General features: G+C 48.9%; 19 protein-coding genes. 15 read left to right on the top strand and 4 right to left on the bottom strand.

From position 1 onward, the window contains the following. The first annotated feature begins 7 nt into the window (after positions 1-7). From EV690_RS18085 to EV690_RS18050, 8 genes are read left to right on the top strand one after another with little or no spacing between them, the layout of a single operon-like run. Positions 8-1,834 (top strand): ABC transporter ATP-binding protein, encoded by a 1,827-nt coding sequence (locus EV690_RS18085; RefSeq protein WP_224054963.1) that lies wholly within the window; start codon positions 8-10, stop codon positions 1,832-1,834. 52 nt (positions 1,835-1,886) lie between these two features. Continuing rightward, positions 1,887-3,428 (top strand): glutathione ABC transporter substrate-binding protein, encoded by a 1,542-nt coding sequence (locus tag EV690_RS18080; RefSeq protein WP_131914430.1) that lies wholly within the window; start codon positions 1,887-1,889, stop codon positions 3,426-3,428. Positions 3,429-3,446: 18 nt separating this feature from the next. Continuing rightward, positions 3,447-4,367, top strand: coding sequence for an ABC transporter permease (locus EV690_RS18075; RefSeq protein ID WP_131914429.1), 921 nt, complete (start codon positions 3,447-3,449; stop codon positions 4,365-4,367). Positions 4,368-4,376: 9 nt separating this feature from the next. Then, positions 4,377-5,258: an ABC transporter permease subunit gene (locus EV690_RS18070; RefSeq protein WP_131914428.1), complete on the top strand. Its 882-nt coding sequence runs from the start codon at positions 4,377-4,379 to the stop codon at positions 5,256-5,258. Positions 5,259-5,297: 39 nt separating this feature from the next. After that, the gene (locus tag EV690_RS18065) at positions 5,298-6,362 is read left to right on the top strand and encodes a DmpA family aminopeptidase (RefSeq protein ID WP_131914427.1); all 1,065 of its coding nucleotides are present in this window, start codon (positions 5,298-5,300) and stop codon (positions 6,360-6,362) included. Positions 6,363-6,389: 27 nt separating this feature from the next. Further along, a complete protein-coding gene (locus tag EV690_RS18060; RefSeq protein ID WP_131914426.1) occupies positions 6,390-7,211 on the top strand; it encodes a M55 family metallopeptidase in 822 nt (273 codons plus the stop codon). 13 nt (positions 7,212-7,224) lie between these two features. Continuing rightward, positions 7,225-8,202: an isoaspartyl peptidase/L-asparaginase family protein gene (locus tag EV690_RS18055; protein WP_131914425.1), complete on the top strand. Its 978-nt coding sequence runs from the start codon at positions 7,225-7,227 to the stop codon at positions 8,200-8,202. After that, positions 8,199-9,272 (top strand): dipeptidase, encoded by a 1,074-nt coding sequence (locus EV690_RS18050; RefSeq protein WP_131914424.1) that lies wholly within the window; start codon positions 8,199-8,201, stop codon positions 9,270-9,272. The genes EV690_RS18055 and EV690_RS18050 overlap by 4 nt, the downstream gene beginning before the upstream one ends. Here EV690_RS18050 and EV690_RS18045 read toward each other — a convergent pair. Further along, positions 9,269-9,892, bottom strand: a complete 624-nt coding sequence (locus tag EV690_RS18045; protein ID WP_131914423.1) for a LysE family translocator — start codon at positions 9,890-9,892, stop codon at positions 9,269-9,271. The genes EV690_RS18050 and EV690_RS18045 overlap by 4 nt on opposite strands. Before the next feature lie 155 nt (positions 9,893-10,047). Between EV690_RS18045 and EV690_RS18040 the strand changes: the two genes are divergently transcribed. The 7 genes from EV690_RS18040 (at position 10,048) to EV690_RS18010 (ending at position 19,724) form a co-directional block, all read left to right on the top strand. After that, positions 10,048-10,908, top strand: coding sequence for a LysR family transcriptional regulator (locus EV690_RS18040; RefSeq protein ID WP_131914422.1), 861 nt, complete (start codon positions 10,048-10,050; stop codon positions 10,906-10,908). Between the two features lie 107 nt (positions 10,909-11,015). Then, positions 11,016-11,915 (top strand): LysR family transcriptional regulator, encoded by a 900-nt coding sequence (locus EV690_RS18035; RefSeq protein ID WP_131914421.1) that lies wholly within the window; start codon positions 11,016-11,018, stop codon positions 11,913-11,915. A gap of 166 nt (positions 11,916-12,081) precedes the next feature. After that, complete coding sequence (locus EV690_RS18030) at positions 12,082-12,951, top strand: aldo/keto reductase (RefSeq protein ID WP_131914420.1); 870 nt, start codon at positions 12,082-12,084, stop codon at positions 12,949-12,951. 401 nt (positions 12,952-13,352) lie between these two features. Next, complete coding sequence (locus EV690_RS18025) at positions 13,353-17,012, top strand: ATP-binding protein (RefSeq protein ID WP_131914419.1); 3,660 nt, start codon at positions 13,353-13,355, stop codon at positions 17,010-17,012. 2 nt (positions 17,013-17,014) lie between these two features. Next, complete coding sequence (locus tag EV690_RS18020) at positions 17,015-17,635, top strand: condensin complex protein MksE (RefSeq protein WP_131914418.1); 621 nt, start codon at positions 17,015-17,017, stop codon at positions 17,633-17,635. Next, on the top strand, positions 17,635-18,870 hold the full coding sequence (locus EV690_RS18015) for a hypothetical protein (RefSeq protein WP_131914417.1): 1,236 nt from the start codon (positions 17,635-17,637) through the stop codon (positions 18,868-18,870). Before EV690_RS18020 ends, EV690_RS18015 begins: the two co-directional genes overlap by 1 nt. Then, positions 18,867-19,724, top strand: coding sequence for a DUF7281 domain-containing protein (locus tag EV690_RS18010; protein WP_131914416.1), 858 nt, complete (start codon positions 18,867-18,869; stop codon positions 19,722-19,724). The genes EV690_RS18015 and EV690_RS18010 overlap by 4 nt, the downstream gene beginning before the upstream one ends. Before the next feature lie 202 nt (positions 19,725-19,926). Here EV690_RS18010 and EV690_RS18005 read toward each other — a convergent pair whose 3' ends face one another. Genes EV690_RS18005 through EV690_RS17995 form a run of 3 tightly spaced genes read right to left on the bottom strand, consistent with a single transcriptional unit; the run spans position 19,927 to position 22,800 of the window. Continuing rightward, on the bottom strand, positions 19,927-20,640 hold the full coding sequence (locus tag EV690_RS18005) for a LutC/YkgG family protein (protein ID WP_131914415.1): 714 nt from the start codon (positions 20,638-20,640) through the stop codon (positions 19,927-19,929). An 11-nt stretch (positions 20,641-20,651) separates the two neighbouring features. Beyond that, positions 20,652-22,070, bottom strand: coding sequence for a LutB/LldF family L-lactate oxidation iron-sulfur protein (locus EV690_RS18000; protein WP_131914414.1), 1,419 nt, complete (start codon positions 22,068-22,070; stop codon positions 20,652-20,654). A 10-nt stretch (positions 22,071-22,080) separates the two neighbouring features. After that, positions 22,081-22,800 carry a (Fe-S)-binding protein gene (locus EV690_RS17995; RefSeq protein ID WP_131914413.1) on the bottom strand — a complete coding sequence of 240 codons (720 nt, stop codon included), beginning with the start codon at positions 22,798-22,800 and terminating at the stop codon, positions 22,081-22,083. Positions 22,801-22,940: the final 140 nt, after the last annotated feature.

The following is a 22,940-nucleotide window of genomic DNA, read 5'->3' as shown; positions in this document are numbered from 1 at the left end:
GAGTGATATGACTGATTCGCCTTTATTACAGATATCTGATTTAACCATTGGCTTTCAAAGTCGCGACGGCTTAAATCGCGCATTAGATGGGGTGAGCTTTGATATCCATCGCGGCGAAGTGGTTGCTGTTGTCGGGGAAAGTGGGTCGGGAAAATCGGTTACCTCGCTCTCGTTAATGGGATTGTTAAGCGATAACGCGGTGATTGAAAAAGGTCAGGCTCTGTATAAACCCGACGAGACCAACTGTTATGACTTGACCACTATCGATGGCTCCTCGCAGCGCAAGCTTCGTGGTCAGTCGTTGGCGATGATCTTTCAAGAACCCATGACCTCGCTCAACCCGGTGCTAAAGATCGGTGATCAGTTAACCGAAGCATTGAATGACCATCACCTTTGTTCGCGTGATGAGGCATGGCAAAAAGCGATGAGATTGCTCGAGAAGGTTCATATTAGTGATGTGGAACGGGTGATGCACAGTTACCCGCAGTCGCTTTCAGGTGGTATGCGTCAAAGAGTGATGATTGCTCTGGCACTGACTTGCGACCCACAGATGCTTATCGCGGATGAACCGACCACTGCGCTTGATGTGACCGTGCAAGCGCGGATCTTGCAGATCCTCCGGGATCTGCAAAAAGAGCGGCAAATGGCGGTCATGTTTATTACCCATGATATGGGTGTTGTGGCAGAAATCGCTGATCGCGTTGTGGTGATGTTACGCGGCAAGGTGGTTGAGACGGGCAGCGTTGAACAGATCTTTAAAGCGCCGCAGCATCCCTACACACAGTCGTTGTTGGCGGCGGTGCCAAGGCTAGGCGATATGGGCCACTCTGAATGGCCAAAACGATTTGCCATCGTCGGAGAAGATGAACCGGGGGTGCAGTTAAGTGAGCAGCGTACCGCCGATTATTCTGCGAAACCGTTACTAGATGTCCGAGGGTTGAAAGTTTACTACCCAATCAGTTCCGGGATCATGAGTCGTGTCACCCACGAAGTGCATGCCGTGGAGCAGATTGATTTTAATGTCTACCCGGGAGAGACTTTAGCGATTGTTGGCGAGTCAGGCTGTGGTAAATCAACTACGGGCCGGGCATTGTTGCGGCTTGTGGAAAACCAAAGTGAGTCGATTCATTTTCAGGGAAAAGAGATTTCTCTACTAAAAGATCGCAACTTTAAACCGCTGCGTCGTGAGTTACAGATGGTTTTCCAAGACCCATACGCCTCATTAAATCCACGTTTAACGGTAGGATTTACCATTGCTGAACCGCTGCTCATTCATGGTTTGGCGAAAAATCTTAAACAAGCCACGCCTATTGTGGAGAAGTTGCTCATCAGTGTGGGTCTGCAGCCGGAACATGCCCGGCGTTATCCACATGAATTCTCTGGTGGGCAACGCCAACGAATTGCTATCGCTCGGGCGATGGCGCTCAAGCCCAAAGTCATTATTGCTGATGAAGCCGTTTCGGCGCTCGATGTATCGATTCAGGCACAGGTGATTAATTTGATGATGGACTTGCAGCAGCAAACGGGTGTCTCGTGGATATTTATTTCCCATGATATGGCCGTGGTGGAACGAATTGCGAACCGCGTCGCGGTGATGTATTTAGGTCAAATTGTCGAATTTGGCTCACGCAATGCCATCTTTAATCATCCAACGCATGCCTATACTAAACGCTTGTTAGCGAGTGTGCCGATTGCTGATCCGAGCCGCCGTGACGGCCGCCACTTTGATGGGGATGAGCTGCGGCCATCGCCTATGAAAGCGGTGGGTGAAGAGGTGACTCGGCTGCGTTATCGCAAGGTTAGCGAACAACATTGGGTTGCGATGGATGAATAAAGCAAGAGAGTTTTGAAATACACAATAAAAACAGGAAGTTGAGGAGAGACTCATGCAATGCAAACACTACCGCCGCGCAGCTCTTGCGCTGGCATTAAGCTTGGGAATGGGATGTGCTTATGCCCAAAGTCTTAAAATTTCGATGTATGCGGATATCACGGGTCTAGACCCGCAAGATACCTCAGACAATGTCAGTTATTCGGTTCAAAGTGGTATTTTCGAGCGATTGTTTCAGTTCGATGCCAACATGAAATTGATTCCAAAACTGGCTACTAGCTACACCAGCAATAAGAATGCGACTGAATTTGTGATTCACTTGCGTCATGGCGTGAACTTTCAAGACGGAACCCCCTTTAATGCGGCTGCGGTTAAAGCGAACCTAGATCGTTTAGCCGATCAGAGCTTAGGGCTTAAACGGAATAGTCTGTTTAAACTGGTGAAGTCAGTTACGGTGATTAACAATTACACCGTAAAAGTGGATTTAAGCAAATCTTTTGGTGCGTTTATTAACACTTTGGCTCATCCATCTGCGGTAATGTGGAGCCCCGCAGTACTGAAAAAATACCCAACCGAAGCGCAATTACGCAAACACCCTGTTGGCACGGGTCCATTTAAATTTGTACAGTGGCAACCCGGTAAAGATGTGAAGCTGACTAAGAATGACCACTATTGGCAAAAAGGTTGGCCGAAAGTGGATAGTGTTACTTTCTACCCAGCTCCAGAAGATTCAACACGAGTTGCAGCGCTGAAATCAGGTCAGGTGAATGCGATTTATCCGCTGCCTGCAGATTTGGTGAATACCGTCAAAAATGATCCCAAGCTGGCGGTTCAACGAGATCCCAGTATCTACATGTATTACTTGGCGCTGAACACTCAGCATAAACCGCTGGCTAACTTAAAAGTCCGTCAGGCGCTGAACTATGCGATTAACCGTAAATTGTGGTTAAAAGTTGGTTTTGCTGGCATGGGCGTACCTGCTGAGTCAGTGATTGCGCCGGGGGTGCAATTCTTTGTTAAACAAACCGACCCAAAATATAGCTACAATCCAGCCAAAGCTAAAAAGCTCTTAAAAGAAGCAGGTTATGGCAATGGCTTGAAACTTAACCTCTGGGTTTCCAATGCCACCACGGCCGTTCGTTGCGCGCAGTTCTTCAAACAGCAGCTGGCTCAAGTCGGTGTTCAGGTGACCGTTGTGCCTATGGACTCGGGAACTCGTGATGCCAAACTGTGGAGCGTTCGCGATCCGAAAAAAGCACAATATGATTTGTATTACGGTGGTTGGTCACCTTCAACCGGTGATGCGGATTGGGCATTGCGGCCACTGTTTTCAACCGACTCTTGGGTGCCAAGGGCGTATAACGTCTCTTATTTCTCCAACAAAAAAGTGGATCAGGCTATTACCGATGGTTTGGCAACGGCCAATCCGAAAGTTCGAGCCAAAGCCTATGCCCGTGCTCAGAAGCTGATTTGGAAAAATGCTCCAATCGTCTTCTTGGGATCACCGGATAACTTAGTTGGGCGACAGAAAGACTTAACTGGCGTTTCGATGCTAGCTGACGGTACGTTGTTGTTTGATCAAGCGCAGTTCAAATAAGTCTCGAGGGAGAGCCTGATGTTAACTTACGTGATCCGCCGTATCCTAGAAATGATCCCGGTGTTACTGGTGGTCTCCCTGTTGGTCTTTGGCTTTATCAAGCTATTGCCCGGTGATCCTGCACGGATCTATGCCGGGCCGGATGCAACCCAAGCAGCCATTGAGGCTGCTCGGGTTCATCTGGGCTTAAACCAATCGCTGCCAATGCAGTACTGGCATTGGTTAAGCGGTTTAGTTCAAGGCAATTTAGGGATTACTTATCGGACTCAACAGAGTGTCAGCAAAGTGGTTGGCGAAAGTTTTATGCCAACTCTGTATCTGGCCGTTGCTGGATTTCTTTGGTCGGTCATTCTGGGCTTGCTGGTGGGGGTTTTCTCAGCACTGAAGCGGGGGAAATGGCAAGATTGGACACTGATGAGTATTGCTATCGGAGGCATTTCGCTTCCGCCATTTTGGCTAGGATTGTTGTTGATCCAATTTGTCGCTATGCCGTTTGGCATTTTTTCTGTGAGTGGCTTTAACAAGCCTAGTGATATTGTGCTTCCCGCATTTACGCTGGGCGCATCGGTTGCGGCTGTGATGGCTCGCTTTACCCGCTCAGCTTTTTTAGAAGTTGCCCAAGAAGATTATGTGCGCACGGCCAAATCGAAAGGGCTGCGTGAAAAACTGGTGACTTGGAAACATATCATGCGTAACGCCCTGATCCCGGTGGTTACTATGCTGGGGCTGCAGTTTGGCTTCTTATTGGGGGGATCAATCGTTGTCGAAAGTGTCTTTAGCTGGCCGGGGCTAGGATGGCTTTTGATTCAGTCCATTCAGACCCAGGACCAACCGGTGATTCAAGCGTTAGTCATGCTGTTTGTGTTGGAGTTTATTGTTATTAACCTGCTGGTCGACCTGCTTTATGCAGTGATCAACCCTGCCATTCGCCTGAAGTAGGAGCGCTTTATGGATTCGTTAATCGAAATTAATCATCAAGGTGATATTCGCTCTCCATGGCGGGAATTCTGGCGTCGAATTATCACAAATCCTGTGGCGGTTGGCTCTGGTGGTTTTATCCTGTTACTGGTGCTGGTGGCAGTATTTGCCCCATGGTTGGCACCTTATAATCCGATGCAGTCCGATTGGACCGCACTATCGGCACCGCCCAGTTGGCATCATCTGATGGGGACCGATGAACTGGGACGCGATCTGTTCAGCCGGATTATTTTCGGTGCTCGTATCTCATTATATGTTGGCTTTTTCTCGGTCACACTTGGCATGGTTCTGGGCATTTTATTAGGACTGTTCGCGGGCTATTACGGTGGCTGGCTCGATATGCTGATTATGCGTGGCGCCGATGTTTTGTTTGCCTTTCCTGGGATGTTACTAGCGATTGCTGTAGTTGCCATCTTAGGGCCGGGGCTTAATAACGTAATCGTCGCGGTAGCGGTGTTCAGTGTCCCTGTTTTTGCGCGAATTGTGCGTGCCTCAACGTTATCATTGAAACAGGCCGCTTATGTTGAAGCGGTGCGTTGCGCCGGTGCGCGAGATCGATTGATCTTGCTGCGACATATCCTGCCGGGCACGCTCTCCAATGTGATTGTCTTTTTCACTATGCGTATCGGGACCAGTATTCTGACCGCAGCGAGCTTAAGCTTTATTGGTTTGGGTCCAGAACCAGATGTTCCTGAGTGGGGCAATATTCTAGCAATGGGGCGCAGTAGTATGATGGCTGGTGTCTGGCATATCAGCTTGTTCCCAGGGATTGCTATTTTTGTCACGGTATTGGCGTTTAACCTGCTGGGTGATGCCCTTCGCGATACGCTGGATCCCAAACTGAAGAATTAACTTGTAGGTCGTTATAGCGACAGGTTGTAAGGAAAATGAATGGCACTGGAACACGCAATCCAAACGCGGCTGAAAAGCATGCTCGAGCGCTGGCAAACCCAGCGCACGATAGGGTATCCCCAATTGCAACCTGGCCCTACGAACCGCATCAGTGATGTCCATGGTGTGAAAGTTGGGCATGTCACCTTAAACGAAGGTGATATTCAGACCGGTGTCAGCGCTATTGTGCCTAATGATGACAATCTGTTTGTCAAACCACTGCGCGCTGGCGCGGCGGTATTAAATGGTTTTGCCAAACCTATCGGCCTGACGCAACTGGATGAACTGGGTATTTTGCAAACCCCTATCGTACTGAGCAATACCTTTTCAGTGGGCCGCTTATATACGGGAGTTGTGCGCTACAGCATTTCGCAAAACCCCGAAGTGGGACGCGAACTGGCAACTGTCAATCCGCTGGTTTTAGAGTGTAACGATGGCTTTTTAAACGACCAGCAAGCGTTTGCGTTAACCGAATCGATGGCGGTCGATGCCATTACCAGCGCGCAAAGTGATTTTGCGCGTGGCAGCGTGGGTGCTGGGCGAGGGATGAGCTGTTTTGGGCTAAAAGGTGGCATCGGTACTAGTTCTCGTTATATTCCTGAGCTTGATGCCACGCTTGGCGTCTTAGTGTTGGCTAACTTTGGCCGTTTGCAGGCCTTGCATTTAGAGGGTTTGGCTATTGGTGAGTGGGTCGAAACGGCACTCACTGAGGTTGCTGCTCAGCGAGATGCCGGCTCAATTATCATCGTGATGGCCACCGATGCGCCGTTAAGCTCTCGTCAACTCAGACGAGTGGCTAAACGCTCAGGGGCAGGATTAGGCCGGCTTGGTAGTTATTGGGGACATGGTTCGGGGGATATCGCGGTGGCGTTCTCAACAGCGCATGAAGCCGCCCATGATCTCGATGATAGCCATCTTGAAGAGCTGCTCTGTGCTGCTGCTGAAGGCTGCGAATTTGCGGTTCTGGATGCGCTTTTACAGGCCCGTCCTGTGACGGGCTTTCGCAATCATACCCGCATGGCGCTAAGCGATGTTCTGGATTATTTAGCCACCACCATTGTGTAGTGGTGGCGAGGGAGGAAATGACTAGTTATGAAAATTTTTATCTCAGCTGATATCGAAGGGATTGCCGGTGTCGTTAGCCCTCAACAATGTTCTCAGGGCAATGGTGAATATGAGTTAGCTCGTTCGCTGATGGAAGAAGAAGTCAATGCTGCGATTGACGGGGCCTTTGCCGGCGGTGCCAGCGAAGTGGTGGTTGCCGATAGCCACGGTTCAATGACCAATCTGCGATCAGCTTATATCGATGGGCGAGCTCGCCTAGTACAGAGTAAGCCGCGGCCATTGTCGATGGTCGAAGGCATTGAACATAGCCATTATGATGGTCTGTTTTGCATTGGTTATCACAGCGGAGTTGGGCAAAAAGGCGTTTTGGCACATACCATCAATGGGCGTTCCTTTTTTAGTGTGCGTATTAATGGCGAAGCGATGGCCGAAGTCGATATTTATGCTGCCGCAGCTTGTGAATATCAAACACCGTTGTGGCTGGTTAGTGGTGACCATTTATTTGGCAAATGGGTTGAGCAGTATTACCCAAGTGCGCACTATGCTTGTGTGAAACGGGCTATTTCAACCACGGCGGCCGAATCACTGAGTCCAAAAGCCGCGCAAAAACTGATTCGTCAGCAGGCCTTGCTGGCAATGCAGCAAGCATCAACCGCCCGAACAACACGCATTGAGGCGCCGTACCAGCTGGAACTCACGGCGACTAAACCGGTGCTGGCCGATATCTTTGCGTTGATCCCGCAGGTTGAACAGTTAGATGCACGCACGGTCACATACACCGGCTCAACCATGCGTGAAATCATTAGTTTGCTCAGTGCCTTCTCATATCTGGCCAGTACTCAGGGGTAATTAAGGAGTTGTAATGATCCAGCCTGTTATTGTGATCCATGGCGGCGCAGGTGCCTTAACGCGTTCTGCGATGGACCAAGAATTAGAAAATAATTATCGCCAGTCGCTCAAAGCCATCGTGAAGGCTGGTCAGGAGATTTTGGCCGCGGGTGGCAGTGCACTGGATGCCGTGAGCGAAGCGGTGCGCCAGCTTGAAGAAAATCCGCTGTTTAATGCCGGTTATGGGGCGGTCTTTACCCATGAGCAAACGCATGAGCTGGATGCTTGTATGATGGACGGCGCAACACTAAATAGCGGCGCCGTATGTGCAGTGGCAAAAATCCGGAATCCAATTTTAGCGGCTCGTAGCGTGATGGAAAACAGTGAGCATGTGCTGTTAACCGGCAAAGGTGCAGAAGCGTTTGCCAAAGCCCAAAACCTCGAAATGGTCGATCCAGATTTTTTCTCAACGGCAACTCGTTTAGCGCAGTTAAAACGAGTCTCGCAAAGTGCTCAGGTGCTACTGGATCATGATGCTCAAGCGTTAGATGCAGACCAACCCGGGGATCCGCTCGACCCGGATAAAAAATATGGCACAGTGGGGGCTGTCGCTATCGATGTACACGGTCATTTAGCCGCTGCGACCTCAACCGGTGGTATGACCAATAAAATGGTGGGACGAATTGGCGATTCCCCTATTATTGGTGCGGGCTGTTACGCCAATGATGCCACGGTTGCTATCTCTTCCACTGGCACTGGCGAAGCTTTTATGAAAATGGTGGCAGCTTATGATGTGTCCGCCCTGATGGCCTATACTGGCGCGTCGCTCAATGAGGCGATGAATACGGTGGTGATGGAGAAATTGCCCAAAATTGCTGGCAGTGGCGGTATGGTGGGGGTCGATGCCAAAGGCAATATCGCCTTGATCTTTAATAGTGAAGGCATGTATCGAGGCTTTGGTTATGTTGGTGATGAGCCTCGCGTTGGCATCTACCGGGAGACAGAGCAATGACTCATCCCCCCAGATATCGAGTTTTCGATGGCCATAATGATCTACTTCATCGGTTATGGAAAAATTATCGCAGTGATCCGGCTCAGGCCTTTTTAAATGGTACGGATGACGGCCATTTGGATTGGCCGCGAATGCAGCGCGGCGGCTTTATTGGCGGTTTATTTGCGCTGTGGGTCCCTTCTGAGCCGATCGATGGCGAACGTAAAACGACTGCACCTTGGCAGGATAGCCCGGTCTTATCCCAGTTTGAAATCCCGGCATTGTGTCAGTCGCAAGCGTACATTTTTAATGTGCTGTCGATGTTGTTACGCATCGAAGAAGCCTGTCCACAGCAGTTAAAAATTTGTCGCAGCGTGGTGGACATTCAGCAGGCAATGGCCAGTCGCCAGGTTGCGGCTGTGATTCATATGGAAGGCTCCGAGGCGATTGATCAGTCACTGTGTCTGCTCGATGTGCTACATGCAGCAGGATTGCGTAGTTTAGGCCCGGTTTGGAGTCGGCCGACTCGCTTCGGGGATGGGGTTAAGTTTCGTTTTCCTGGATCACCGGATACTGGCACAGGCTTGAATCAAAGTGGTTTGGCGTTAATTAAGTCGTGCTATCGTAAAGGGATTTTGGTGGATCTGTCGCATATGGATGCGCGCGGGTTTTGGCAAACGGCAGAATTAGCTGAAGCGCCATTGGTTGCCAGTCATAGTAATGCTCATGCCTTATGTGCACAGTCACGTAATTTGACCGACGATCAGTTACACGCTATTCGAGACAGCCATGGAGTTGTCGGAGTGAACTTTGGTGCTCAGTTTTTAGCAACAAATGGTCAAGTTAATCCAGATGAAGGTGAAGAACAACAAGTTCGCCATATCGAATATCTGCTTGAGCATGTCGGCGAAGACTGTGTCAGTTTGGGCTCTGATTTTGATGGTTGTCCAACTCCGGATCGATTTGGTGATGTCACCGGGCTGCCGAAAATTTTCACCGCCCTCGAAAAACGCGGTTATGATGCCTCATTACTTAATAAAATTGCCCACAAAAACTGGTTGCGAGTGCTCAAAGCAACTTGGGGAAATTAAGTGCTGGTGATGTTTAGATGGCTGACTGCCAGCAACATCCCGAGGCCTATCAATACCACTGCCATGATACGATCGGCGATCAGCTGATGGCTAAGAATTCGCAAGCGAATGGTCTGGGCGGTAAAAAACAGTGCGACCAGCGAAAACCATAGCCAATGGGCAAATGACATAAACAAACCATAACCTAAGCCGTGCCAGATTGAGCTGTGTGCGCTCATAACCTGTGTAAATGTGGCGATGACAAAGAGCATCGTTTTGGGGTTGAGTGCATTGGTTAGAAAGCCCATTTTAAACGCCGCAAAGCCGCTGACGTTGGTAACCGATTGAGTCGGTTGGGACGATGGGTGGTGCAAGAGTGCGCTGATCCCCAGATAAATAAGATATGCTGCCCCAATATATTGCATGACATTCATTAGTAAAGGGGCGTGCGTGCTGAGCAATGTCACGCCAAAAAGCGTATAAAATACATGAACCTGTACCCCACAGGCGATCCCCAAAGCCGCCAATAAGCCGGTTCTGCGCCCGTTGGCATAGCTGGTTCGCGTAATCATGGCAAAATCTGGGCCGGGGCTGATGACCGCTACAATGGTAATCGTCATCATTGCAAGCATTTCATTCATCACATCTTCCTTTTTGTCATTAGTTTAATTTTTTGACTCAAAATGGTAGCGCTGCATTCTTCAATTCATAGCTATGAGAGAGCTATATTAGTGGGTTGCTAATTAGATAAAAGCGATTTATGGTCACTGATATCTGTGAGAATTTGTAACTTATTATGTCTCTTCCATCACTTAAGGCGTTGCATTACTTTACCGTTGCAGCGAAGACCGGCAGCTTTGTTCAGGCGGGTGAATCCCTCCATGTTACCCATGGTGCGGTGAGCCGACAGATCGCGCTGTTAGAAAATCAGTTAGGGATCCAGCTGTTTGAGCGGCGTAATCGGGCCGTTTTTTTAACGGAGCAAGGCCAGCAGCTGGCTCAAACCTGCCACAGCGTCTTCTCGCAGCTTGAAAAGCAATTGGAGCAGTTAACCGCAGAGCAGCAAGCTCAGTCACTGGTGGTCTCATGTGAACCAACCATTGCGATGAAATGGCTTATCCCACGGTTGGGCGATTTTAAAGAAAAATATCCACAGATTAATGTGCAGCTAGTGGCCTCGGGTGGGCCCATCGATTGGCGTCAAAGTGGGGCAATGCTAGCGCTTAGGCGGAATGATTTTCAGTGGCCAACACATCTGTATCAACACAAACTTTGTGACGAATATATGGGGCCGGTCAGCAGTCCCAAGCTGTCAATGACGGCTCCTGATACAATTTTGTTAGATACGGCCACCCGGCCTAATGCTTGGGCCGAGTGGCAGCAGCTAAGCGGCCAACATCTAAAGTTTGAGCATAAGTCGTATGAGCACTTTTATCTGTCTGTTCAGGCCGCGGTGGCCGCTCTTGGGGTGGCGATGGCCTCTTTTTTGATGGTTCAGGATGAGCTCGCCAATAGTCAATTAGATGCACCGTATGGCTTTGCTAAAGATAACAGTGCTTATTATCTGCTGAGTGAGCAGTCATTTTGTGGAAACCGTGCAATATTCTGTCAATGGCTAAGTGAACAGATTAATCTTTCATTAAAAGGAGTTGGTTAGACATTAACCTCTGTTGTTGGCAAAAGTTGAACTTAACTGTTGGTCAAGGCGTAATCCTTGCAACTATTTTGAAAGGCTCTGCATAAAATTGGATGTTGGGAGAGGCAATGAGGTTACGACAGATAGAGGTTTTTCAAGCCATTTATCAGGCCGGATCGATCAGTGGTGCGGCTAGATTGTTGAACGTTTCACAACCCAATGTGAGCCGTATTCTCAGCCATACGGAGCAACAATTGGGTTTTCGTTTATTTGAGCGAACCGCTAAAGGACTGCATGTCACCTTGGCTGGTAGGCAATTATTACCCCATGTCGAAGAGGTCTATCACAAGCTTCGAGATATCAGTGAACTAACCCGTAGAATGAGTGATAGCGGTGCAAGAGTGATCCATGTTGGTGCAGCACATGCTTTCGGCCAGATGGTGGTCGCTCCGACGATTGTCGATTTTAATCGTCAGCATTCTGGATTGCAGATTGAGTTGATGACAGAACATTTTGCAACGCTTTGTAATTTGGTATTAGAGAACGAAGTCGATTTTGTCCTTGCCTTTGGTCAGCATGTGCCTGCCAATTTACTAGCCGAACCGCTGTTCCAATCAAATATGGTGGCCGTGTTACCACTATCGATGAAAGCCCCGCGGATTGTTTCGCTGGCTTGGCTATACCAGCAAGGGCTGGTTATGATGCAAAGTAATGATCCGCTGGGCAAAGTGTTGCATCGGGCACTGAAAAACCAACAACTCTCCAGTACGGGGGCAATGCAGATCAAAACCTACTCGGTGATTGCTGATATGGTGCTTGCCGGCGGTGGTGTGGGGGTGGTGGATTTATTTACCGCACGTTGCTATGAACACCGCTTGCAGGTTGTCCCCATTGCAGATTCTTTGCCTTTTGAGGTGATGTTTTTAAGCCGTGCTGATATGCCGCAATCGCGATCAACACTGGCGTTAAAAAAATGCCTGAAACAGCGCTGTCGCGAAATTGCGCTGCCGTTGCAACAATCAGCTTAACCGAGCGCATATGCGCAGACGGATAGAATTTACAATTTTCCTCTTGTACTTAGACGTAATTGTCGGCAGGTTATTAAAGAGTATTTTCATGATACACATTACTGTTGATCGATGAGCGTTCTAAATGGTTTTTTAGAATCGCTGAGTCGGTATAAACGGAGGATTTATGGCACAGCCAGATGCAAGCTTATCAGGTACGTTTAAACTTGGCGGCGAGCTTTCAATTAACCGCCTTGGCTATGGGGCCATGCGCATTACCGGTGACGGTGTTTGGGGGGAGCCAGCTGATCCGGATGAAGCGTTACGCACATTACAACGGATCCCCGAACTTAATATTAATTTCATTGATACGGCCGATGCCTATGGTCCGGATATTTCTGAATGGTTGATCCACAAAGCACTTCACCCCTATTCTGGATTGGTTATTGCCACTAAAGGTGGGTTAACTCGCACCGGCGCAAATCAGTGGATCCCCGTTGGCCGGCCTGAATATCTGTTGCAACAAGTTCACAAAAGTCTTCGCAACTTAGCGGTTGAGCAACTTGATCTCTGGCAATTACATCGTATCGATCCGAAAGTGAAGAAAGATGAACAGTTCGACGCGATTAAATCGATGTTGGACGAAGGGCTTATTCGCTATGTCGGGTTAAGTGAAGTCGGCGTTGAAGATATTCAACTTGCACAGAAATATTTCCCGGTGGCGACGGTGCAAAACCGTTATAACTTTGTGGATCGTAAACATGAAGCCGTGCTTGATTATTGTCAGCAGCAAGGGATTGGCTTTATCCCCTGGGCGCCACTGGATCAAGGCGACCTCGCGGCAAGTAGTTCGTTATTAACTGACATTGCTAAAGAGCAGCAGGTTTCTCCCAGCCAAGTTGCTCTCGCATGGTTGTTAAAACGTTCACCCGTAATGTTGCCGATCCCTGGGACCTCAAAAGTAGCTCATCTTGAGCAGAATGTGAGCGCAGCGAATGTGACCCTAAGCGATGAGCAATTTGCTAAGCTTGATGAGTTAGGACGGAATGCTGGCTAATGGTTGCTGTAACCATTAAATGAGTTGGAATATATAAAGCCAGTCAGTTTCGCTGACTGGCTTTTTTTGACCGCAGATGAGGCTGGAATGCGCTCAAGTGATTGGCTCTGCTGGCATTTGTTGCGCACTGCCAGAGAACTTTAGCCAAAAACAAAGTCGGATAATGATAGTCGCAATGGCATGCGAAGAAAGCCTGAGAAATCTAAAACAGTTAGCTTCGATATGTGCGCGCTTGGTCGGGGCGAGGGTTAAAAAGATTGGTCGATTTAGCCGTTCAAATGATGGCAATTTTCTCAATGAACTGGCGTTTTAGTGCGATCCATGAATAATAGGGGCCATGATTAAGCAAGTGAGGTCGATGGCGTACACCAGCTGCACATCTTCCTATTTTTAGAGGTTTCATGGCTCAGTTACGGCGCATAATATTGTTGCATACTCACCTCGATGGCGTGGTTGAAATTGATGTTGATGCACATACCAATTTCTGTGGCACCAATGCCTCTGGCAAAACAACTTTGCAGCGACTCATTCCTGTTTTTTATGGGGAACAGCCTAATCGTGTAGTCCCGAAAACGCGTAAAAAATTTGATGAATTCTATCTTCCTTATAACAACAGTTACATCATCTATGAATATCAGCGGGATAATGGCGCGATCTGCCAAGCGGTTTTGACTCGCAAAAGTGATGGTGGTGTGGAATATCGATTTGTCGGTAGTGCCTATCAAAGTGAACATTATCTGACTCGCAGTGATACGGGCGTGAGCGCCTATCGCTATCCGCAGTGGGCCAGTGCGATGCGCGCCCATCCGGATATTCAGGTTTCGCCAAAAATTAGTGCGACTAGCGAATATCGCAGCATTATTCAAAATGATGTAGCAACGTTGGGCGGAAGTAACTCCGATAGTATGAAATTGCGCCGTTTGGCGGCAAGCTTTGCGCTGGTAGGACACAACCATAAGTTGCGTCACATCGAGAAACTGGTGAGTGCAGTACATGCCAAAGAGGGCAAAATGGATACCCTCAAATCGATGCTGGCCGCGATCTTTGAAGAAGATGGCGTGACCTTGCCGACGACCAAGGTGAAAAATACTAAAGCACGGGAGTGGATTGCGCAGATGCGCCAGTCGATGCGACTGGAAAAATTAGAAACTGATTTTGCCAATCTCAGCCAGTTAGCAACCCAGTTAAAGGGAACCGATGCTCAGTTGGCCGCGTTGCTACCACAGCTGGAAAGTGATCGTAGCCAACAGCAAACCATTCAGGCCGATGCACAGGACCAGCTGCAGCAGGTGCGAGATGAATGGGCACAGGTTCGTGAACAATTTTCGCTTAAACAGAATGAATGCAATGGGCAGCTTTCTAAAGCCGAGGCTGATCTGGATGAAAAAGAACATCGCCTTGATCAATTGCAAAAACGTTACGATGAGTTTGAAAGCGGTGATATGGCTAAATTGCAGCGGGATGTTGATGCCCTGCCGCTGTGGCGCGAAAACCTGCAAGAGCTGGTTGAACAGCACGCCTTGATGGTAGAACAACATAGCGATTTAGAACGACAGCTAGAGCAGCGCAAAGCGAAGTTGAATGATGCTCTGCAGCGCCTGAGCGAGCAGAACCGTGCTAAGAGCAAACAATTGCAGCAGCAAAAAGATGCCACGCGAGAACGGCAACAGGCGAAAAACGCGCAGCTGGAACAAACCTATCAGGAGCAGCTGCAGACCCTGCAAACGCAATTTAGCGAACAGAGCGCCACACTCAAAAGTCAGATAGCGGTTCTGGAGCATCAACAAGCTCATTTGCAACTGAACACCGATGAGTTAGACGCGATGGCGGCCAGTGAACGTCGTTTAGAGCAGGCCCAACAAAATTATCAAAGTGCCTCGCGCCAGCTTGCCTCATTGCAGTCTCAGCACCAGCAAACTCGCCAACAACGCGATGCTGCCGATCAGGCGTTGACGCAGGCCCGGCGAGAACAGAATCAGGCTGAACAACAGCTTGCTCAATTAAAACGACAACTTTCGCCGGAACACGGCACGTTGCGACACTTTCTGCAGCAGCACTATCCGCAGTGGCATCAGCGGGTTGGTAAGGTGATCGATGCCAGCTTGCTAGATCGCAGTGATTTACAGCCTGATTTGGTCGAAGTTGCCGAGAGTCTCTATGGCCTGAAGCTGGAACTGAACGCGATCGAGCTGAGCGATTATGCTCAGGATGATGTCGCCGTTACCATCGCACTGCAACAGGCAGAGCAGCATCTGAGCGTCGTGACGCAACAACGCCAGCAGGCTGAAAAGGCACTGAAAACTGCCCATGATGCTGCGCAGCAGTGCCGCTCACAAGTAGAACAAGCGCAATGGCAGGTGAGCGAAGCTGAACAGAATATTGAGTATGCGCGTGAGGCTCGTGATCGACTCTCCCAGCAACAGCAGCAGTTACAACAACAACGTAAATCAGCACTTGCCGAGCAACTGCAAAGGGCCAACAATCAGCTCAAACAGCTTGAGCAAGCGCAGCAGCAACAGATAAGCCAACTGCGCGATGATCATCAGCAGCAGAAATTAGAATTCCAGTTGGACTGGCAAAGTGAGCTCCAAGTTTATGATGAGCAGCTCGAAGCCTTAGAGGCTCAGCTCGAAGAGAAACGCGCCAGCAACCAAGCGCAGCTCAAGGATTTAGAACAGGCCTTTAACGAAGAGCTCTCTGATATGGGCGTTGATCCGAAACGACTTGCCCAATCCAAACAGCAGCAACAGCAACTCCATGAGCAGATCCAGACGGTTCAAAACCGTCAAGATGAACTGAATCGCTACCAACAATTTATCCAGTTTGACTGGCAACAATTTCGACCGAAATTGTTAGAAGAGGAGACGGCGCTAAAGCAACAACTGCGGATATTACATGCAGAACTTAACGAATTGAAAACCAACTATACGGCCAAACGACATCAGTTGGATGCGCAGCGTCTGCAGCATCAAACGGCTGAAGAGCAGGCGCGACAGTGGTTGGATCAGTTGACGCCGTTGTTAACCCAGTTGCAGCAGTTGGAACTGGCGCCAGTAGCTGCAGCAACTGAAATCGGCGCTGGCGATCTCAGTGAACATCTCTCCCGTGCCAGTGAAGCTCTGTCACGGCATAATCAGTTACGCAGCCAGTTACGCAGCGCGATTGAACAGTTTGAATTGCTGTTAAGTAAAGATGCCAGCAGTGATTTTCTTGACCGGCTCGAACATGAAAAACGCCAATTACCAGAGGGCAGCCCGCTCAGTCTTCAGCTCAAGATCTTATCGGAACTACTCCACATCCTTCGTGACCAGCAACAACAACTGTTGGAGATGGGAGAGAATATTGGGGGTGATCTTAAAAAATTCTTTATTGTCTTTCGTGATATCAACCGGCGGATCGCTCGCCAGAGTAGCCGCTTGAGTGCTGCGGTAGCCGATGATCTCTCGTTAGAAGGAATTGAGAAGTCCGAAGTTAAAATCATCTCAACGATTGATGAATTAGGGTTCTGGGAACCACTTAAAATGTTTGCCGAGGCTTATGATGATTGGGGTAATTCAGGACGTGTGCTGCCCAGCGATGAGTATCTTAATGCACTTTCGGATGTCGTGGAATTGTTGCGTGCTGACGAGCAATATCGGATGGAATCGCTGTTGCGACTTGAATTGCATCTCAAAGAGGGCGGCTCAGAGCTGGTGATTAAAAATGATCGCCAGCTACTGGAATCATCGAGTCATGGGATGGCTTATCTGATCTTATGTAAGTACCTGTTAGCCTTTACCCGCCTGATGCGTGGTAGTGCCGATCTGTGGGTGCATTGGCCAATCGACGAGATTGGCACGTTGGCTTATCACAATGTTGAGAAGTTATTCCAAGCCTGTAGTGAAAACCAAATTATTATTGTCGGCGCATTCCCGAACCCAGAATCGGATGTCTTGATGTTATTCAAGCATCGCTATCTATTGCAGCCGAGTGAGCAAAACCCAAATCAACGCCAGATTAAGCGGATCCAACCGAAAATGAGCCGACTGGCGCAGCGTCTGCTTGACGCGACGGAGAATTAGCCATGATCCAATATGGACCTCTACTGACACGATTGCTGGCCGGAGAATTTATCTGTCAGATCAGTGATGAAGATGCATTTCGCCATTTAAGTGACGAGCAGACCGTACAAGATATCAACCATTATCTGCGACCATTGAATCGCCGGCTGGTGAAAAGCGATAGCGGCGGGGTGTTTTATTTAGGGTATGTGGAGCTTACCAAAGAAGCGCGAGAATCCTTAAGTAAACAGTTTAATGAAACCATCGGCGCGTTATTGCCATTGCTTGAGTGGTTACAGTTAGTGCAGGAAGTGATGGGCCATGATCGCGCGCTGACCGCGGGCGACACCCTAAAATTGCAGGAATTTGTGTTGCGCTGTGAAGATAATCAGAGCTTGCGCCAGCGCGTCAATCAGTTAGCAGGGCTGCCATTTTTTAATAGCCACAGTGATGCCCTCGATGCGCAGATGAAACTGATCTTCCGGCGACTTAAAGAGCACGGCTATCTGTTGCAGCCCCATGCAGAACGGCACTACTACATCGTTACCGGTAAGATTGATTATCTGATCGAGGTGATTGACTTTATCCGCCATGAAGAGCATCTGCCGGTCGATGACAGGGCCACGCAAGAGGAACTGCTCTGATGGTGGCCGATGAGCAAACGCTGGCCTCCAACCTGCTACCAACCGGGGCGAAGCGACTGGCATTGTTGGGTAAACATGCCAAGGTTTTGATGCAAGCCTATCTCAGTGGCGCTGTGGATGAGTCGACATTGACTGAAAATGCGCTGAAAAAGCTGGTGGCCGCACGTATTCTCTGGCGTCCGAGTGAAGATCAGCCGCTGACGCTGCGGCCGCTGGTGAGTGAGTTGATCGCCAGCATGGTGGCGGATGAACAGCGCCGTCAGATCAACGCCGATGTGGCAGAAAAACTAGAGCAGATCCGCAATCGGGTACAAGCTTATCGGGATGCTCAATATCAAGGGGATTACAGCGTCAGTGAACTGCAACTGCAGCGCCTCACCGAGCATGTACATGACTTGAGCGGCCAGTTTGAAGAGGCGATCGACAGCCTTTGGCATCGTTTAAATAGCGATTTCGGGTTTGTTTCTAGTCTGGAAGATAAGATCCGTGAGAATCAGCGAGCGCAGAAACAGCTACGGCGGTTACTAGATGGGTTAGCCTTGATTGATTTTGCCGAACTCATCGAGCTTTCTGAAGGCAGTAACAGTCTGCGCAAATTGCTGGTGAGTCAGTTGCAGCGGCATTTGAGTGCCCACCATTCCAGCTTATTGGAAGTTCAGAAGCGACTGATTGAATTATTGGCTCGTTTCCGTCAGCAACAGGCGCGCTCACTGCTCATTGCGAATATGGCCGCCTTTTTGCGAGAACATCCGCGTTATCAGCCTGCTGATTACCCTCATCGCAGTGAGGTGCCGGATTGTTTTAACCGTGCGCAGGCGATTATCCCCGCCGCAGCCATTGCCCTTGATCACAGTGCTGATGTGGATACTTTGGCGACCATTGCCCGAAGCATTCCGCGGCCACAACTGATGCTCACCCCCGAGGTACAGACTGCATCTGTTACTGTTCATGAAGTTGATGAGGCCGTTGCTATTCGTCAGCAGCAACTGAAAACAGATGTAGAGAACTTCTATCTCAGCGTGATTGAGTCGGGGGAAAAAACGACCGCATTAGCCTATCGTGAGGCGAATCAACTCAGTTGGGATGGTGAGATCTGGCTTTATCAGATCGTCGCTGAATATCAGGCATTGCCGGTGAAAGTACAGCAGCGACTAAAGTTGGCACATTATGAAACCAATGCCTCTGAGTTTAATGAGCTACGGTTGATTGAAGATATTGAAGTGAGCATGCGATGATTAATGATAAACCATTGACTCCTCGCGAACGTCGCTGGCTTAGGCACCGTGATGAACAATTAAAATTTAAATCATCAGTGAAAGATAGGGTGACGAAGGACGGAATGATTCACAGAGTCCTTCAGTGGTGTTCAGCCCATGAGCTCATTGCCGATAATAGCAGCAATTTACCTTCTTTTTCTTGGACCAAGGCGCTTTTAGATCAAATCGAACTTACTCAGCAGCAATTGGGAGAAACTTCTTTTCGTACATCTCTTGCGTCAAAGACTCGAATGGAGAATGTTAGTGATCAAGAAGACAAATCTGTTGGGATACAACCTCGTGAATATCGGGTGCTGGTTCGGCTGCCTCAACCTATTATGCACTGTCATCTTGGTGCGCAGTTTGTTGATATGGATTTCCATGATATAGATTTGCTGAGTTATCAACAATTACTGGTCGTTGAAAATCTGGATTGTTTTTATGTGCTAGAACAATTCTCCATGGAACTCAACCTAGAGCAGATGTTAGTGATTTATCGTGGCGATTTTGCATATGGTAAAGGCGCTGCGGCACTTAAAGAACAGTGGCTAAAGACCGGGAAACCGCTGTGTTATTTTGGCGACTTTGATCTAAAAGGGGTTAGTATTGCTCTAAACGAAGGTTATTCGACAATGCTGCTCCCTGAATTTGAACAATTGAATAAGGTTGTGTCGACGGCTCAGCTTCCAACGAAACAATTGAAATTTGATAAAGGTATTCGCCAGAACTTAGCTTCATTGAGTTTTTCTCCTTATCAGCAGCTTATATTAACGCATAAGGGATTGCGGCAGCAGAAAATGACTGAGATGCCGTTGCTTCAAGTAGCGCTTTGATGAGCGCAAGAGCTTCTACTCGCTTCGTTTCGAATTATTAAACTCACCTGTTGTAGGATGAGTCATCATATTTGATGAGCATCAGTCGGATGAAGTGACTTCACCCGTTCAGATCGATAAAGATAACTACACGGCATAACGTTTGCCTTGCCTAAATCCCTCTCAGATTTCTGCAAAACTAATCACGAAAGGTCAACAGTCCCTAGAGATCATCAAGCACGATATAACAGGCTTCAGTTGGGCCATGTACCCCGACCACTTTGGTGAGCTCAATATCGGCGGTTGAACTAGGCCCAGAGATTAAATTGACGCACGAGGCTATTCGCTGGCCGTCGGTTGCTTGTTGAGATAAAGGCTCCATGGCTTGGGTAATGCGCGCAACTAACGTACTTTTAGCCACCACAAATACGGTTACCTCTGGCAAAAGGCTGAGCATTCGGCTTTGTTTCGATGTCGAATACAATACCATTGTGCCAGACTCGGCCAGCGCTTGCTCACAGTAAACTACGCCCACTTTAGCCGCTTCAACATGACGAAGATTCTCTGTCTCTGGCGTAGTTTCATCAAACTGATAAAGCGCCAGATTGGCTTTCTCAAAGTCGCTGTGCTCAATCAATGCTGTTAAGCGTGGGTCGGCACTTAATACTGTCTCTTGATTACTCTGGCCGACATAGTCACAACAGACCTGCATCAATCGGTGACTGAAATCAGCCTGTGTTACCAACTCAAAACGAGCCCCCAGAGCGTTTTGCGAATACGCTTTAAGTTGCTCTGTAAGTTCATCGCTACTGGCGTCTTGGAGCACTTGGTGGTGCACATCATAGGGCAATGTTGGCGGGGTAACCTGTGTCGGTTTGGCACGCCCCAGTTGGGCTGACAATTCGGCCAAAAAAGAGTCGCGCTGATAGATAGCCATAATCTCCTCCGCTATTGTTGTTTGCGCTGATGCTGTTTAAACCAGCTGCGAAATGACTGACCTTCCGGTTCGGGGAGATCGCGTGACTGGCTCCATAACTTCACGGCCCCGACATTTACTTTACTTTTGCCTTCGTGAATCACTTTGGTGGCGATGCGGGCACCCCCTTTAACGGATTTGTCCCACAACTTCGGATGCGCATTCACGTAGTTGAAAAATCCAACCGTGGCTCGTTCACCAAGGGTGGTCTGTTTGCTTTCAGCAATTTTCTGGCGATGTTTAAGTAACAGCTCCGCGAGCGGAATTTTGACCGGACAGACTTCATTACAGCCTTTACACAAACTGCACGCGTAGGGTAGCTCATGATAATCGTCGTAACCGCCGAGTAGTGGGGAGAGAACCGCTCCAATCGGGCCGGGATAGATAGAACCATAACTGTGTCCGCCAATATGTCGGTAGGCTGGGCAGGTATTGATGCAGGCCGCGCAGCGAATGCAGCGCAATATAGGGCGAAACTCTGAGCCTAAAATAGATGAACGGCCGTTATCGATAATGACCAGATGGAAATCTTCAGGGCCATCAATCTGGTCGTTTTCTCGGGGCCCGGTTAGAGCTGTAATGTAACTGGTGAGTGGTTGGCCAACGGCGCTGCGGCACAATAGGCTAAGCACAATGTCCAACTCTTTAAAGGTAGGAACCACGCGCTCCATCCCCATCACAGCAATATGGGTTTTGGGCAGTGTGGTGGCAAAGCGTGCATTGCCCTCGTTGGTAACGAGCGCGACCGTGCCCGATTGCGCAACGGCAAAGTTACAGCCGGTGATCCCCACATCTGCTTCAAGGAAATGGCTGCGCATTTTTTCTCGGACAAAGCGGGTCATCTCCTCGGGGGTATCAGAGCCGGAGTAGCCGAGTTTATGTTGCAATAACTGCTGAATTTGTTGGCGATTTTTATGCAGGGCCGGAACCACAATATGCGATGGTGCATCTTCGGCCAACTGCAGAATATATTCGCCAAGGTCGGTTTCTAATACCTCGCAGCCTTGCGCTTGAAGGAGCTGGTTTAGGCTAATCTCCTCGCTGACCATCGATTTAGATTTAACGATTTTGCGCGCTTTTTTACGTTGAATGACTTCGCTGATATAGTGCTGGGCCTGGGCCGCATCTTTGGCAAAAAAGACATGTCCGCCATTTTTTTCGACGTTATCGCTAAGCTGTTCCAGATAATAATCAAGATTTTCCAAGACATGGTCGCGAATGGTCGCGCCCATTTCACGCCATTGTTCCCAGTGCCCCAGTTCCTCGGCCGCTTTGGCTCGGCCGCTAAACATGCGGGTTTGGGCGTTGGCTACCGCCTTGCGCATGAAGGCGTCGTTCATGTTGTGTTCCAGGCGAGCTTGAAAGCTCTCCTGACTCGTTTTCATCGACATCAGCGACTCCTTAATGACTCATCAGAACTTGAGCAATATGCATGACTTTGAGCGGATTCCCTTGTCGGTGCAGCCGGCCTCCAATATTGATTAAACAGCTGATATCGGCACCAATTAAGTAATCCGGCTGAACCTGTTCAATATGCTGGACTTTTTCGCTGACCATCGCCGCTGAGATCTCTGGCATTTTCACCGAGAAGGTACCACCAAACCCGCAGCAAGTTTGCTGGTTGGCTATCGGCTCGAGTGTTAACCCTTCGACATGTTCGAGCAGTTGAAGGGGTTGATTGACCACGTTCATTTTGCGCAGCAGGCTACAGGAGGGGTGATACACGGCGCGTCCCTGAAGTTTTGCGCCAACATCGACAACCCCAAGCGTATCGACAATAAAGCTGGTCATCTCTTGAACTCGCTGGGCAACCTGGACTGCACGTTGATGCCAGCTTGGCTCGTCGGTTAAGTAATCTGGGTAGTTTTTAAGCATCGCACTGCAGGAGCCCGCTGGTACAATGATCGGGTCATCATTGCCTTCAAAAGCACGGATCATTGATTTCATTGCGGGCAGACTGTCCTTGATATAACCGCTGTTAATCGATGGCATCCCGCAGCAGCTCTGCTCAGATGGAAAATGAATCTGGCAGCCGAGTTTCTCCAGTAAGAGAACAGATTGTTTGGCAACATCGGCTTTAATGGTGTCACACAAACAGGTCACAAAAAAGTTCACGTTCATGTACGTTCCTGTCCCATTGGGTTAAGTGTTGGGAAATTAAATAGGCTTGCAACGATTTATTAACAATATATTAAAGCATGTAACGATACAGCCAATGACAGATATAGCGTTTTTTGATACTTAAAAAGTATAATAAGGTG

The sequence above is a fragment of the Celerinatantimonas diazotrophica genome, assembly GCF_004339545.1.
Taxonomy (GTDB): Bacteria; Pseudomonadota; Gammaproteobacteria; order Enterobacterales; family Celerinatantimonadaceae; genus Celerinatantimonas; species Celerinatantimonas diazotrophica.
The sequence above is the reverse complement of the archived record's forward strand: the minus strand, read 5'-3'. Positions and strand labels throughout refer to the sequence as shown.

Bases quoted from the DNA above. Each gene is read 5' to 3' on its own strand.
- EV690_RS18085 (WP_224054963.1), top strand. From the start codon at position 8: ATGACTGATTCGCCTTTATTACAGATATCTGATTTAACCATTGGCTTT.
- EV690_RS18080 (WP_131914430.1), top strand. From the start codon at position 1,887: ATGCAATGCAAACACTACCGCCGCGCAGCTCTTGCGCTGGCATTAAGC.
- EV690_RS18075 (WP_131914429.1), top strand. From the start codon at position 3,447: ATGTTAACTTACGTGATCCGCCGTATCCTAGAAATGATCCCGGTGTTA.
- EV690_RS18070 (WP_131914428.1), top strand. From the start codon at position 4,377: ATGGATTCGTTAATCGAAATTAATCATCAAGGTGATATTCGCTCTCCA.
- EV690_RS18065 (WP_131914427.1), top strand. From the start codon at position 5,298: ATGGCACTGGAACACGCAATCCAAACGCGGCTGAAAAGCATGCTCGAG.
- EV690_RS18060 (WP_131914426.1), top strand. From the start codon at position 6,390: ATGAAAATTTTTATCTCAGCTGATATCGAAGGGATTGCCGGTGTCGTT.
- EV690_RS18055 (WP_131914425.1), top strand. From the start codon at position 7,225: ATGATCCAGCCTGTTATTGTGATCCATGGCGGCGCAGGTGCCTTAACG.
- EV690_RS18050 (WP_131914424.1), top strand. From the start codon at position 8,199: ATGACTCATCCCCCCAGATATCGAGTTTTCGATGGCCATAATGATCTA.
- EV690_RS18045 (WP_131914423.1), bottom strand. From the start codon at position 9,892: ATGAATGAAATGCTTGCAATGATGACGATTACCATTGTAGCGGTCATC.
- EV690_RS18040 (WP_131914422.1), top strand. From the start codon at position 10,048: ATGTCTCTTCCATCACTTAAGGCGTTGCATTACTTTACCGTTGCAGCG.
- EV690_RS18035 (WP_131914421.1), top strand. From the start codon at position 11,016: ATGAGGTTACGACAGATAGAGGTTTTTCAAGCCATTTATCAGGCCGGA.
- EV690_RS18030 (WP_131914420.1), top strand. From the start codon at position 12,082: ATGGCACAGCCAGATGCAAGCTTATCAGGTACGTTTAAACTTGGCGGC.
- EV690_RS18025 (WP_131914419.1), top strand. From the start codon at position 13,353: ATGGCTCAGTTACGGCGCATAATATTGTTGCATACTCACCTCGATGGC.
- EV690_RS18020 (WP_131914418.1), top strand. From the start codon at position 17,015: ATGATCCAATATGGACCTCTACTGACACGATTGCTGGCCGGAGAATTT.
- EV690_RS18015 (WP_131914417.1), top strand. From the start codon at position 17,635: ATGGTGGCCGATGAGCAAACGCTGGCCTCCAACCTGCTACCAACCGGG.
- EV690_RS18010 (WP_131914416.1), top strand. From the start codon at position 18,867: ATGATTAATGATAAACCATTGACTCCTCGCGAACGTCGCTGGCTTAGG.
- EV690_RS18005 (WP_131914415.1), bottom strand. From the start codon at position 20,640: ATGGCTATCTATCAGCGCGACTCTTTTTTGGCCGAATTGTCAGCCCAA.
- EV690_RS18000 (WP_131914414.1), bottom strand. From the start codon at position 22,070: ATGTCGATGAAAACGAGTCAGGAGAGCTTTCAAGCTCGCCTGGAACAC.
- EV690_RS17995 (WP_131914413.1), bottom strand. From the start codon at position 22,800: ATGAACGTGAACTTTTTTGTGACCTGTTTGTGTGACACCATTAAAGCC.